Source organism: Pseudomonas sp. GD03903 (assembly GCF_029840045.1).
In the GTDB taxonomy this organism is placed as follows: Bacteria; Pseudomonadota; Gammaproteobacteria; order Pseudomonadales; family Pseudomonadaceae; genus Pseudomonas; species Pseudomonas pseudonitroreducens.
Genome location: NZ_JAOCBT010000001.1, coordinates 268374 through 281187, shown reverse-complemented (window position 1 = coordinate 281187; position 12814 = coordinate 268374). Strand labels below are relative to the sequence as shown.

12 protein-coding genes and 1 tRNA gene are annotated in these 12814 nt (G+C 64.7%); 11 read left to right on the top strand and 2 right to left on the bottom strand.

Annotation, left to right across the window (positions count from 1 at the left end; all coding sequences use genetic code 11):
* On the bottom strand, nucleotides 1-639 hold the full coding sequence (hisH, locus tag N5C91_RS01280; protein ID WP_024762242.1) for an imidazole glycerol phosphate synthase subunit HisH: 639 nt from the start codon (nucleotides 637-639) through the stop codon (nucleotides 1-3).
* Nucleotides 639-1232, bottom strand: a complete 594-nt coding sequence (gene hisB / locus N5C91_RS01275) for an imidazoleglycerol-phosphate dehydratase HisB (RefSeq protein WP_015479330.1) — start codon at nucleotides 1230-1232, stop codon at nucleotides 639-641. The genes hisH and hisB overlap by 1 nt, the downstream gene beginning before the upstream one ends.
* A gap of 139 nt (nucleotides 1233-1371) precedes the next feature.
* Here hisB and N5C91_RS01270 point away from each other — a divergent pair, with 139 nt between their 5' ends.
* The 11 genes from N5C91_RS01270 to N5C91_RS01220 all read left to right on the top strand — a co-directional run bounded on the left by N5C91_RS01270 (nucleotide 1372) and on the right by N5C91_RS01220 (nucleotide 12753).
* Nucleotides 1372-1770 carry an acetyl-CoA sensor PanZ family protein gene (locus N5C91_RS01270; RefSeq protein WP_279827139.1) on the top strand — a complete coding sequence of 133 codons (399 nt, stop codon included), beginning with the start codon at nucleotides 1372-1374 and terminating at the stop codon, nucleotides 1768-1770.
* A gap of 141 nt (nucleotides 1771-1911) precedes the next feature.
* Nucleotides 1912-4140 (top strand): AsmA family protein, encoded by a 2229-nt coding sequence (locus tag N5C91_RS01265; protein WP_279827136.1) that lies wholly within the window; start codon nucleotides 1912-1914, stop codon nucleotides 4138-4140.
* On the top strand, nucleotides 4137-5204 hold the full coding sequence (gene mutY, locus N5C91_RS01260; RefSeq protein ID WP_279827133.1) for an A/G-specific adenine glycosylase: 1068 nt from the start codon (nucleotides 4137-4139) through the stop codon (nucleotides 5202-5204). Before N5C91_RS01265 ends, mutY begins: the two co-directional genes overlap by 4 nt.
* Nucleotides 5201-5473, top strand: coding sequence for an oxidative damage protection protein (locus N5C91_RS01255; RefSeq protein WP_236171135.1), 273 nt, complete (start codon nucleotides 5201-5203; stop codon nucleotides 5471-5473). The genes mutY and N5C91_RS01255 overlap by 4 nt, the downstream gene beginning before the upstream one ends.
* A gap of 78 nt (nucleotides 5474-5551) precedes the next feature.
* A tRNA-Phe gene (locus tag N5C91_RS01250) sits at nucleotides 5552-5627 on the top strand.
* A gap of 231 nt (nucleotides 5628-5858) precedes the next feature.
* Complete coding sequence (locus N5C91_RS01245) at nucleotides 5859-8189, top strand: LTA synthase family protein (RefSeq protein WP_236171134.1); 2331 nt, start codon at nucleotides 5859-5861, stop codon at nucleotides 8187-8189.
* Nucleotides 8190-8484: 295 nt separating this feature from the next.
* On the top strand, nucleotides 8485-9258 hold the full coding sequence (locus N5C91_RS01240; protein WP_236171133.1) for an ABC transporter ATP-binding protein: 774 nt from the start codon (nucleotides 8485-8487) through the stop codon (nucleotides 9256-9258).
* 14 nt (nucleotides 9259-9272) lie between these two features.
* Entirely contained in the window at nucleotides 9273-10025 is a 753-nt protein-coding gene (locus N5C91_RS01235) for an ABC transporter substrate-binding protein (protein ID WP_236171132.1), read from the top strand.
* Nucleotides 10026-10081: 56 nt separating this feature from the next.
* A complete protein-coding gene (locus tag N5C91_RS01230) occupies nucleotides 10082-10777 on the top strand; it encodes an ABC transporter permease (RefSeq protein WP_169935796.1) in 696 nt (231 codons plus the stop codon).
* Nucleotides 10774-11466: an ABC transporter permease gene (locus N5C91_RS01225; RefSeq protein ID WP_024762234.1), complete on the top strand. Its 693-nt coding sequence runs from the start codon at nucleotides 10774-10776 to the stop codon at nucleotides 11464-11466. The genes N5C91_RS01230 and N5C91_RS01225 overlap by 4 nt, the downstream gene beginning before the upstream one ends.
* A 66-nt stretch (nucleotides 11467-11532) precedes the next feature.
* Complete coding sequence (locus tag N5C91_RS01220; protein WP_279827116.1) at nucleotides 11533-12753, top strand: methyltransferase; 1221 nt, start codon at nucleotides 11533-11535, stop codon at nucleotides 12751-12753.
* Nucleotides 12754-12814: the final 61 nt, after the last annotated feature.

Below are 12814 nucleotides of genomic sequence, written 5' to 3'. Positions count from 1 at the left end.
TTACCAGCGCCCATCCCAGGCGGCGAAGTTCTGCAGCAGCTGCAGGCCATGGGTATGGCTCTTCTCCGGGTGGAACTGCACGGCGAAGCGCGAGCCATCGGCCAGTGCGGCGGCGAAATCACGCCCGTAGTGGCCGCGGCCAACCACCTGGCGCGGGTTGCCCGCCTCGATGTAATAGCTGTGCACGAAATAGAAGCGCGCGTTGTTCGGGATGTCGTGCCACAGCGGGTGATCGACGCCCTGCGCCACTTCGTTCCAGCCCATGTGCGGCACCTTCAGGTGCTCGCCGTCCTCGTGCAGGTCCTTGCCGAAGAAGCGTACCTGGCCGGGGAACAAGCCGATGCAGTCGACGCCGTCGTTCTCTTCACTACGCTCCATCAGCGCCTGCATGCCGACGCAGATGCCGAGGAACGGACGGTCCTGACTGACTTCACGTACCAGGCTGTCGAAGCCCAGGCGCTTGATCTCGGCCATGCAGTCGCGGATCGCGCCGACGCCGGGGAACACCACGCGGTCCGCCTCGCGGATCACGTTGGCGTCACTGGTCACCAGCACGCGCCCGGCGCCAACGCGCTCCAGCGCCTTGGACACCGAGTGCAGGTTGCCCATGCCGTAGTCGATGACGGCGACGGTCTGCATTACAGGCACCCTTTGGTGGACGGCATCTGGCCGGCCATGCGCTCGTCTAGCTCGATGGCCATGCGCAGCGCACGGCCGAAGGCCTTGAACACGGTCTCGATCTGGTGGTGGGTGTTGTGCCCGCGCAGGTTGTCGATGTGCAGGGTGACGTTGGCGTGGTTGACGAAGCCCTGGAAGAACTCCATGAACAGGTCCACATCGAAGCCGCCGACGCTGGCGCGGGTAAACGGCACGTGCATCTGCAGGCCGGGGCGCCCGGAGAAATCGATGACCACGCGCGACAGCGCCTCGTCCAGCGGCACGTAGGCGTGGCCGTAGCGACGGATGCCTTTCTTGTCGCCGATGGCCTTGGCGAAGGCCTGGCCGAGGGTGATGCCGATGTCTTCGACGGTATGGTGGTCGTCGATATGCAGGTCGCCCTTGCACTCGATGTCCAGGTCGATCAGGCCGTGGCGGGCGATCTGGTCCATCATGTGCTCGAGGAAGGGAACCCCGGTATCGAAGCGGGCCTTACCCGTTCCATCCAGGTCGATGGAAACCTTGATCTGGGTTTCCAGGGTGTCGCGCGCGACGGATGCCTTGCGTTCGGCCATCACCAGCTCCACAGCTAACACTGCACGTAATTATAAGAAGGGCCGGCATTATAGGCGCGCCGGGCGCTGCGCGGCTACGGGCGGTGGTCGGCGCTGGCCGATGGTCCTAAACTGCGCGCCCCGAACACGAGGATCGCCCATGCCCGTCGTCGTCCAGCACCTGACCCAGCCCAGCGACCAGGACCGCCAGGACCTGCTGAAGATCTACGTCGATGCGCCACAATGGCTGCTGGCGCCCTTCGCCGACGCCGCCGAACTGGTCGAGCGCGGGCTTGCCGAAGGCCAGCTGTTCACCGGGCGCTTCAACGATCGCCTGCTGGGCGCCGCCTGGATCGAGCGTGACAGCGATACCTGGCGACTTTCCCGCCTCTGTGTACGCCAGCTCACCCGCAATCGCGGCGTGGCCCGCCGCCTGCTCGAAGAAGCGCAGCGCCTGGCCGTGCTGCAGGGCGCCGCGCTGCGGCTGGCAGCGCCGGAGGGCCAGCACGACGTGGCTGCCTTTGCCGAGCATCTCGGCCTGACACTGGAAACGACCTGATCTCGCTCAAGGCGGGAACCGAGCGCCGCGTCCCCGTTCCAAACCCGCAGTAGCGGCACCTTGCCTTGCGGGCTGGGGTGCCGGCCCGTCATTGGTATACTTTCTCGCCATTCCATTCGCCGCCTGAACAAGGACCCGTCCATGAAAGCGTTCGGCAAAATCATCGGCATCATTGCCCTGGTCCTGCTGCTGCTCATCGTCGCCGCCGGCTTCGTGCTGACCCATTTCTTCGATCCGAACGACTACAAGGACGAGATCCGCCAGCTCGCCCGGGACAAGGCCAACCTCGAACTGAACCTGAAGGGCGACATCGGCTGGAGCCTGTTCCCCTGGCTCGGCCTGGAGCTGCATGACACCAGCGTGGCGAGCCTGCAGGCACCGGACAAGCCGTTCGCCGACGCACAACTGCTGGCCATGTCCGTGCGCGTGCTGCCGCTGCTGCGCAAGGAAGTGCAGATGAGCGACATCCGCGTCGAAGGCCTGACACTTTCCCTGAACAAGGACAAGAACGGCGTCGGCAACTGGGAAACGATCGGCAAGCCCCTGCCACCGGCCAACGGCACGCCACCCGCTGCACAGCCTGCTCCAGCACCGAGCGAACAGGCCAAGGCGGACGCGCAGCAATCCCACCAGGCAATGAAGCTGGATATCGACAGCCTGAGCGTGAAGAACGCCCGCATCGACTACGCCGACGCCCAGAGCGGCAAGAACTACAGCGTTGAAGGTATCGAGCTGAGCACCGGCGCAATCCGCGAAGGCAGCAATATCCCGCTCAAGCTCAGCGCCTACCTGGGCACCAACCAGCCGGTGATCCGCGCCCGCACCGAGCTGACCGGCAACCTGCGCTTCGACCGCGCGCTCAAGCGCTATCAGCTCGAAGACGCCAAGCTTTCCGGCGAAGTCTCCGGCGATCCGTTCCAGGGCAAGACCGCCAACTACAGCGCCCAGGGCCAGCTGGTACTCGACCAGGCGGCCCAGGTTGCCGAGTGGAATGGCCTGAAAGTCAGCGTCAATCAGCTGCGCGCACTGGGCGAGATCAAAGCCCGCGAATTGGACAAGGAGCCGAAGTTCGATGGCGGCCTGTCCCTGGCGCCATTCAACCTGCGTGAGTTCCTCGAAGGCATTGGCCAGACCCTGCCGGAAATGGCCGACACCACCACCCTGACCAAGCTGGAGCTGGCCGCCCGCATCAGCGGCACCCGCAACAGCCTGGCCTTGAACGATATCAAGCTGAAGCTGGACGACAGCACCTTCAGCGGCAGCCTCGGCCTCGCCGACTTCAGCAAGCAGGCCATCCGCGCGCAGCTGGCCGGCGACAAGCTGAATCTCGACCGCTACCTGCCCGCCAAGGTGAAGCAGGCCCAGGACGCCAGCAACAGCGCACGCAAAGCGGAAGTCGCGAGCACCGAGCAAAGCGCCATCAAGGGCGACACCCCGCTGCCCAGCCAACCGACCCAGCAGGCCTGGAGCGACGCCCCGCTGCTGCCTGTCGCCCGCCTGCGCGCGCTGGACCTGGACACCGGGCTGACCCTAGGCCAACTGACCCTGGACAAGCTGCCCATCGACAACGCCGTGCTCAAGCTGCGCGGGCAGGGCGGCCTGCTCAACCTCGACGACCTGCGCGGCGAGCTCTACGACGGCAAGTTCAACGCTACCGCGACGCTTGACGTGCGCCAGGACGTACCGACCCTGCAGGCGAAGAAGCATATCGCCGACGTGCCGGTGGAGCGCCTGCTCGAATCCCAGGGCCAGAAGCCGCCGGTGAAGGGCCTGCTGGACCTGGATGCCGACATCAGCACCCAGGGCAACAGTCAAAAGGCCTGGATCGACAACCTCAACGGCACCGCGCGCTTCGTCCTGACCCAGGGCGTGCTGCTCAATGCCAACCTGGAACAACAGCTGTGCCAGGGCATCGCCACGCTCAACCGCAAGTCGCTCAGCGCCGAGCACGGCGGCAAGGACACGCCGTTCCGCGAACTGCAGGGCAACCTCACCTTCCGCAACGGCGTGGCCAGCAACCCCGACCTCAAGGCCAGCATCCCCGGCCTGACCGTCAAGGCTGACGGCGACCTCGACCTGCGCGTGCTGGGCATGGACTATCGCGTTGGCGTGACCATCGAAGGTGACAAGAGCGACATGCCCGACCCGGCCTGCGAAGTGAACAAGCGCTACGTCGGCATCGAATGGCCGCTACGCTGCCGCGGCCCGCTGGAGCTGGGCGCCAAGGCCTGCCGCCTGGACAAGGACGGCATCGGCAAGATCGCCGCACGGTTGGCCGGGGACCGGCTGAACCAGAAACTCGAAGAGAAGCTCGGCGACAAGGTCAGTCCCGAACTCAAAGACGCACTCAAAGGGCTGTTCAAGAAGTGACCCCGCAAAGCTTCAATTCGGCCGTGCTCGACTGGTTCGACACGCACGGCCGCCATGACCTGCCCTGGCAGCAGAACATCACGCCCTACCGGGTGTGGGTTTCGGAAATCATGCTGCAGCAAACCCAGGTCAGCACCGTGATGGGCTACTACGACCGCTTCATGACGGCGCTGCCGACGGTGGCGGATCTCGCCAACGCGCCGGAAGACGAAGTGCTGCACCTGTGGACCGGGCTGGGCTACTACACCCGCGCCCGCAACCTGCACAAGACGGCGAAGACGGTGATGGAACAGCACGGCGGAGAATTCCCCCGTGACGTCGAGCAGCTCGCCGAGTTGCCCGGCATCGGCCGCTCCACCGCCGGCGCCATCGCCAGCATCTCCATGGGCCTGCGCGCGCCGATTCTCGACGGCAACGTCAAGCGCGTACTGGCTCGCTACCTCGCCTGCGACGGCTACCCGGGCGAGCCCAAGGTGGCCAAGCAGCTGTGGGAGGCCGCCGAGCGCTTCACCCCGCACGAGCGGGTCAACCACTACACCCAGGCGATGATGGACCTGGGCGCCACCCTCTGTACCCGCAGCAAGCCGAGCTGTCTGCTCTGCCCGCTGCGCGAGGGCTGCCGTGCGCACTTCCTCGGCCGCGAGACCGACTTCCCGGTGTCCAAGCCGCGCAAGGCGCTGCCGCAGAAGCGCACGCTGATGCCGATCCTGGCCAACCGCGAGGGAGACATCCTGCTCTATCGCCGCCCGTCGACCGGTCTCTGGGGGGGTCTGTGGAGCTTCCCCGAGCTGGACGACCTGGCCGCCCTCGACCCGCTGGCCCAGCGCCACGCCCTGCGCCTGGGCGAGCGCCGCGAGCTGCCCGGCCTGACCCATACTTTCAGCCACTTCCAGCTGGCCATCGAGCCCTGGCTGGTGCGCGTCGAGGACGCAGCCCCCGCCGTGGCCGAGGCCGACTGGCTCTGGTATAACCTCGCCACCCCGCCGCGGCTCGGCCTTGCCGCCCCGGTGAAGAAGCTGCTCAAACGAGCCGCCGACGTGTTGAACGCAGGAGAAATGTCATGACCCGACTGGTGATGTGCCGCAAATTCAAAGAAGAGCTGCCCGGCCTCGATCGCGCGCCCTATCCCGGAGCCAAGGGCCAGGACATCTTCGAACACGTTTCGAAGAAAGCCTGGGACGAATGGCAGAAGCACCAGACCATGCTGATCAACGAGCGTCGCCTGAACATGATGAACGCCGAGGATCGCAAGTTCCTCACCGCCGAAATGGACAAGTTCCTCTCCGGCGAGGAATACGCACAGGCCGAGGGCTACGTCCCGCCCAGCGCGTAAGCTTCGGTATTATTTGAAAAATTTTTTCGCGGCACGCTTGACACCCTTTCCGAAAACCCTTTTAATGCGCGCCACGTTGCCCAGGTAGCTCAGTTGGTAGAGCAGGGGATTGAAAATCCCCGTGTCGGCGGTTCGATTCCGTCCCTGGGCACCAAGCCTTCCGAAAAGCCCCTGAAATCGCGAGATTTCAGGGGCTTTTTCATTCCCGTCCGAACAAGTCACTCCCCCGCCCTGGCTCGCTCCCGCGATTCGTATCGAATGTTTGCCTAAGTACAGTGTCTACTGGCACATAGCACACCGATCTTTCAGAATCATGACCATCCGGGCGATTTCCACACATCAGTGGGATACCCTCCGGGATTCGATGTTTGGTAGCGGAGTCACTGTGCGCAAACTCATTAGCTGGTGGAATTCCCGGGGCAACCTGGTTTCCCTGTCTGCCCTCTTCCTGCTGGTCCCTCTGGTCGGCCGCTACAGCCTTGGCTGGGGTTCCCCGCTGGGCTACCTGTCGGACCTGGCACTCGGCACACTGCTGGTCGTCGCCCTGCACAACCGCCGACTGTTCATCGCCCTTCCGCTCATGCTGGTCTGGGCACTGTCGGTAATCGGCACCGCCGAGCTGGTCAGCGCCGTGGGCCGCATGCCCGCACCGGAAGACCTGCACTTCCTCGCCGACCCGACCTTCGTCGCCAACTCCACCGAGGGCGGCGGCCTCAACCACCTGCACCTGGCGATCCTGATCGGCGCCGGCATCCTGCTCAGCGCATTGCTCTGGCGCCGCCGCGAGAAGCCGCTGCCGCGCTACGCCTATGCCGTGCCCGCGGTTCTGCTGGCAAGCCATGCCGCGGTGCAGTACTTCCAGCCCAGCGATGCGGAAATGTGGAAGCAGTTCAACCTGCCGCACCAACTCGTCTCCCGCGCTGTCACCAGTGGCGAGATCGCCTATCAGGACTGGCGCGACCGCGACCTTCCTGAAGTCCGCCCGGACGTCACCGGCCTGACCCAGCATGACCTCAATGGAACGCCGCTGCTGGCCGGCCGCGGCCAGGCGAAGAACGTGCTGATCATCGCCATGGAAGGTATTCCTGGCGCCTACGTGGCCACCAACCGTGCCGCATTGAGCAGCAGCTACGAAGAATCCATGATGCCGCGCCTGAGCACCTGGGCCGAGCGCGCCATGACCACCCCGGACTACGTGGTGCACAGCCACCAGACCATCCGCGGCCTCTACGCCATGCTCTGCGGTGACTACAGCAAGCTCGACAACGGCACGCCCAAGGGCGTCGAGCTGCTGGGCAATCCGACCCGTGCCGCCGAATGCCTGCCGGCGCAGATGCACCAGGCCGGCTTCAGCACCCACTTCCTTCAGGGCGCCGGGCTGCGCTTCATGGCCAAGGACAAGGTGATGCCGGCCATGGGCTTCGACAAGACCCTGGGCCGCGACTGGTTCAAGAAGAAGCCCTACCTGGAATTCGCCTGGGGCATGGATGACAAGGCCTTCTTCGAAGGGGCGCTGGACTATGTCGGCCAGCTGCGCCAGAAGAAACAGCCGTGGATGCTCACCCTGCTCACCGTCGGCACCCACCAGCCGTATTCGGCCACCCCGGAATACCTGGCCAAGTACCCGACGCCACGCCAGGCGGCCGTCGCCTACCTGGACGACGCCGTCGACGCCTTCCTCAAGGGCCTGGAAGAAAAAGGCGTGCTGAAGGACACCCTGGTGATCGTCACCTCCGACGAATCCCACGGCATCGACAACGTGCGCCTTGCCTCGGCCTGGGGCCTGAACCTGATCCTTGCACCGGAACAGGCCGCTTTGCCGCCCGTGAAGGCTGGCGTCTACGGCCACGTCGACCTGGAGTCCTCGGTGCTCGACTACTTCGCCATCAAGGCGCCGCAGGATATCGCCGGCCGCTCGCTGTTCCGCGAATACACCAATGGACGGGAGATGGTCTCCTTCACCAACGGCATGCAGCGTTACCACGACGGCAAGGGCAACTTCACCGAGTGCGACTTCCAGCAGGTCTGCCGGCGCTACCAGAGTGACGGCTTCATCGCCGACAGCGCCAAGTTCGTCGGCCGCTTCAGTGGCCGTGACGCCCGCCTGATGACCGCCCGCGCCGATATCCTCGACCAGTCGGTAACCAAGGCTCAGTCGGCCCGCGAATACCAGTTCGCGACCAAGGAACGCATCCGCCTGAAGCCGCAGATCGACAACGAGTACACCGACAACCTGATCGGCGCGCAGTACCTGGAGTTCCCGGCCAACACCCACACCACGGTGAGCCTGAAGATCCGCGCGATCCAGATGGACGCCAATGGGGCGAAAGTGACGCTCAAGACGCGCTCCTTCGAAAAGCCGGTGCCGATCGAGATTCCCGAACTCCCGCTGGTCAAGCGCAACCAGCCGCTGGAAGTGACCTTCGGCTTCGACAACGAGGAGGCGCGCAAGGCCTTCTCCTTCCACCTGCTGGCCGAAGGCAAGGGCATCATCGAGATCACCGACTTCCACGTGCTGACCCAGCCGCGCAAATCGACGATCAATGCCACCGAGGCTGGCGGTACCGGCCTGGCCGACGCCAAGCCACTGCCGATCCCGCGTCTTTCCGGGCACCCGAACCTGATGGCCAGCCAGCCTCCGGAATCCCAGGACGACATCACCCCCGCCGAAGCGATCGAAGACCCGAGCCCGCAACTGCGACAGATGATGCAGTGACCCAACCGGCGGCCCCAGCGCCGCCGGGCTTTTACTGGTCGGTCCAAACTGGCACTATCGCGCCCCCGCGCCATCAGCCGACGCCCTGATCCGGCGCAGCTAGTTCAGCCCAGGCGACAACGCCGAGCGGCAATGCGACAACTTGCCACTACAGCCGACGACCGCGGCAGATGGGCGCTTGGCGCACCCCGGAGTGCGTGTTAGGTTGCCCCTCGCCAGGATGGCCCCGATTCTGCAGCGAACTGCTGTGAAAGCCTGCTGCGAAAGCGTCCGAATAACAATAGAGGAGCCCCCTATGGCCACGGCCATACCCGCATTGGAAATCCGTAACCTGCACAAGCGTTACGGTGACCTGGAAGTGCTCAAAGGCATTTCCCTGACCGCCCGCGACGGCGATGTGATTTCCATTCTCGGCTCTTCCGGTTCCGGTAAATCCACGTTCCTGCGCTGCATCAACCTGCTGGAAAACCCGCACCAGGGCCAGATCCTGGTCGCCGGCGAAGAACTCAAGCTGAAGAAGTCCAAGGACGGCTCGCTGATCGCCTCCGACAGCAAGCAGATCAACCGACTGCGCAGCGAACTGGGCTTCGTCTTCCAGAACTTCAACCTCTGGCCGCACATGAGCATCCTCGACAACATCATCGAGGCGCCGCGCCGTGTGCTGGGCAAGACCAAGGCCGAAGCCACCGAGATCGCCGAGGCCCTGCTGGCCAAGGTCGGCATCTCCGACAAGCGCCACAGCTTCCCCGCGCAGCTTTCCGGTGGCCAGCAGCAACGCGCCGCCATCGCCCGCACCCTGGCGATGCAGCCCAAGGTCATCCTGTTCGACGAGCCGACGTCGGCACTGGACCCGGAAATGGTCCAGGAAGTGCTTAGCGTTATCCGCGCGCTCGCCGAGGAGGGTCGCACCATGCTGCTGGTGACCCATGAAATGAACTTTGCCCGCCAGGTGTCCAGCGAGGTGGTGTTCCTCCACCAGGGCCTGGTAGAAGAGCAGGGACCGCCGCAGCAGGTATTTGACAACCCGCAATCGGCACGCTGTAAACAATTCATGTCCAGCCACCGCTAACGGAGCATCACTGCATGAACAACTATAAGAAGATCGTTCTGGCTATCGCGGCCACCTTTGCACTGGGGAGCCAGGCCATCGCCGCGGACAAACTGCGCATCGGTACCGAAGGCGCCTACCCGCCCTTCAACGGCATCGACGCCAGCGGCCAGGTTGTCGGTTTCGACATCGAGATCGGCAAGGCGCTGTGCGCCAAGATGAAGACCGAATGCGACGTCGTCACCTCCGACTGGGACGGCATCATTCCGGCACTGAACGCCAAGAAGTTCGACTTCATCGTCGCGTCCATGTCGATTACCGACGAGCGCAAGCAGGCCGTCGACTTCACCAACCCCTACTACACCAACAAGCTGCAGTTCGTGGCGCCGAAGTCGACCGACTTCAAGACCGACAAGGGCTACCTCAAGGGCAAGGTGATCGGTGCGCAACGCGCGACCATCGCCGGTACCTGGCTTGAGGACAACATGGCCGACACCGTCACCATCAAACTGTACGACACCCAGGAAAACGCCTACCTCGACCTGTCCTCGGGCCGCCTTGACGGCGTGCTGGCCGACAAGTTCGTGCAGTACGACTGGCTGAAGAGCGATGCCGGCAAGGACTTCGAGTTCAAGGGCGAGCCGGTGTTCGACAACGACAAGATCGGCATCGCCGTGCGCAAGGGCGACCCGCTGCGTGACAAGCTGAACGCCGCTCTGAAGGAAATCGTCGACGACGGTACCTACAAGAAGATCAACGACAAGTACTTCCCCTTCAGCATCTACTGATGCACGTGCCGCGCCGCCCATTGCCGGGCGGCGCGCGCCTTCAGGCGTGACTCCCCATGATTTTCGACCTGCACGGCTTTGGCGATCAGTTGATCGCCGGCACCTGGATGACGCTCAAGCTCTCGCTCGCCGCAGTCTGCGTGGGACTGATCCTCGGCCTGCTCGGCGCCGTCGCCAAGACCTCGAACAACAGCTTCCTGCGCATGCTCGGCGGCTTCTATACCACCGTGGTGCGCGGCGTACCCGAGACACTCTGGGTACTGATGATCTATTTCGGCACCGTGGCCGGCCTCAACGCCATCGGTGACCTGTTCGGCTACCCCGAATTCGCTCTCTCGCCCTTCGCCGCCGGCACCTGCGCCCTGGGCCTGTGCTTCGGCGCCTACGCCACCGAAGTCTTCCGTGGCGCGCTGCTGGCGATCCCCAAGGGCCATCGCGAGGCAGGCCAGGCGCTGGGCCTCTCGGCTCCACGGATATTCTGGCGCATCGTCCTGCCGCAAGTGTGGCGCGTGGCGCTACCGGGCCTGGGCAATCTCTATCTGATCCTGCTGAAGGACACCGCCCTGGTCTCGCTGATCACCCTCGATGAAATCATGCGCAAGGCCCAGGTCGCTTCCAACGCGACCAAGGAGCCCTTCACCTTCTACATGACCGCGGCCTTCATCTACCTGGGCCTGACCGTCTTCATCATGGCCGCCCTGCACTTCCTCGAGCGTCGCGCCGGCCGTGGCTTCGTGAGGAACGAGCTATGACCGATCTCGAGCTGATCCTCAAATGGCTGCCGAAGATGCTCCAGGGCGCCACCCTGACCCTGGAGCTGCTGGCCATCGCCGTGGTCGCCGGCCTGTGCCTCGCCGTACCGCTGGGCATCGCCCGCGCCTCGCGGCACTGGTATGTGCGCGCAGTGCCCTACGCCTACATCTTCTTCTTCCGCGGCACGCCTCTGCTGCTGCAGCTGTTCATCGTCTACTACGGCTTTGCCCAGTTCGAGAGCGTGCGCAAGGGACCGCTCTGGCCATACCTGCGCGACCCGTACTGGTGCGCGCTGCTGACCATGACCCTGCACACCGCGGCCTACATCGCCGAAATCCTGCGCGGTGCCATCCACGCCATCCCCGTCGGTGAAGTGGAAGCCGCCCGCGCGCTGGGCATGTCCCGCCGCCAGGCGCTGTTCCACATCATCCTGCCGCGTGCCGCACGTATCGCCATGCCTGCCTACAGCAACGAGGTGATCCTCATGCTCAAGGCCAGCGCGGTGGTCTACACCGTGACCCTGTTCGACATCATGGGCATGACCCGCACCATCATCGCGCGTACCTACGAGGCCATGCTGTTCTTCTGCCTCGCCGGGGTGTTCTACCTGGTCATCACCCTGCTGCTGACCCGCATCTTCCGCCTGCTGGAACGCTGGCTGAAGGTCGACTCCATGCAGGGCCGCTGACCGGCGCACCACTCGCCCATGGGGCCGCTATAATGCGCGCCCCGTGGTTTGCCTCCGCTTCGCATCGTGCTTCCGAACGACACTCTCCTCACCGGCCCCGACCTGCTCCAGCGCTTCCTCGCGCTGGACAGCTTCCTGCTGGAACACCAGGCACTGTGGCGACCGAAACCCTTCACGATGCAGGAGATACCCTGGGAACGCGACCACCCGGAATTGGCCGCCTGGCTGCGCAGCCGCAGCCTCGAAGACGCTGACGCCGTGCACAACGAGCCAGAGCATCTCGACGCCCCTGCGCCCTTTCCCGCCCTGGCCGCCGAGGCAGCCAGGCTGTCCGCCATCGGGGCATTCCCGGCAACACCGCTGGGCAAGCTGCCAAACCAGCTGACCGTCGATGTTCCCGGCCGCAAATGGCAGCAGATCGAAGCCTTCGCCAGTTGCCTGGGTTTCACCGAAGCGCCGCAGCAATGGCTCGACTGGTGCGCCGGCAAAGGCCATCTGGGCCGCCTGCTGGCCCGCGACGGCAAGCCGCTGCTGAGCCTGGAGTTCGACAGCGCACTGGTGGAAGACGGCCAGCGCCTGAGCGACCGGCTTCAGTTGCAGGCCCGCCACCGCCAGCAGGACGTGCTCGCCCCGAGCGCCCATGAGCACCTGCAAGCCGGGCATACAGCCGTCGCCCTGCACGCTTGCGGCGACTTGCACGTACGCCTGTTGCAGCTCGCCAGCCGCCATGGCTGCCGGCAGCTTGCGGTGGCACCGTGCTGCTACAACCGCATCGATAGCGAGCACTACCGGCCGCTTTCGCACGCCGCGCAACGCTCCACCCTTCAGCTCTCGCGGGACGACCTGCGCCTGCCGCTGGCCGAAACCGTAACCGCCGGCGCCCGCGTGCGCCGCCAGCGCGACGCTTCGATGGCACGTCGACTGGCCTTCGATCTGCTGCAACGGGATATCCGCCGCAGCGATGACTACCTACCCACCCCTTCATTGCCGCCGGCCTGGCTGGACAAGCCCTTCGCCGACTATTGCCGCGACCTCGCCGCCCTCAAGGGACTCGAACTGCCTACCGACGCAGACTGGAAGGACCTGGAGGCCAGGGGCTGGCAGCGACTGGCTCAGGTCCGCAACCTGGAACTGGTGCGCGGACTGTTCCGCCGGCCCATGGAATTATGGCTGCTGCTCGACCGCGCACTATTCCTCGAAGAGCAAGGCTATCGCGCCATCCTGGGGGCCTTCTGCGCCGCCCGGATGACCCCACGCAACCTGCTGTTGCTGGCCGAACGCATCTGAGACGGGCGTTCCAGAGATTCACTCACAGCACCTGTGGATAACTCTGTTGGTAAGCCGGGAA

Coding starts and splice junctions, on each gene's coding strand:
- hisH (WP_024762242.1), bottom strand. CDS start 639: ATGCAGACCGTCGCCGTCATCGACTACGGCATGGGCAACCTGCACTCG.
- hisB (WP_015479330.1), bottom strand. CDS start 1,232: ATGGCCGAACGCAAGGCATCCGTCGCGCGCGACACCCTGGAAACCCAG.
- N5C91_RS01270 (WP_279827139.1), top strand. CDS start 1,372: ATGCCCGTCGTCGTCCAGCACCTGACCCAGCCCAGCGACCAGGACCGC.
- N5C91_RS01265 (WP_279827136.1), top strand. CDS start 1,912: ATGAAAGCGTTCGGCAAAATCATCGGCATCATTGCCCTGGTCCTGCTG.
- N5C91_RS01255 (WP_236171135.1), top strand. CDS start 5,201: ATGACCCGACTGGTGATGTGCCGCAAATTCAAAGAAGAGCTGCCCGGC.
- N5C91_RS01240 (WP_236171133.1), top strand. CDS start 8,485: ATGGCCACGGCCATACCCGCATTGGAAATCCGTAACCTGCACAAGCGT.
- N5C91_RS01235 (WP_236171132.1), top strand. CDS start 9,273: ATGAACAACTATAAGAAGATCGTTCTGGCTATCGCGGCCACCTTTGCA.
- N5C91_RS01230 (WP_169935796.1), top strand. CDS start 10,082: ATGATTTTCGACCTGCACGGCTTTGGCGATCAGTTGATCGCCGGCACC.
- N5C91_RS01225 (WP_024762234.1), top strand. CDS start 10,774: ATGACCGATCTCGAGCTGATCCTCAAATGGCTGCCGAAGATGCTCCAG.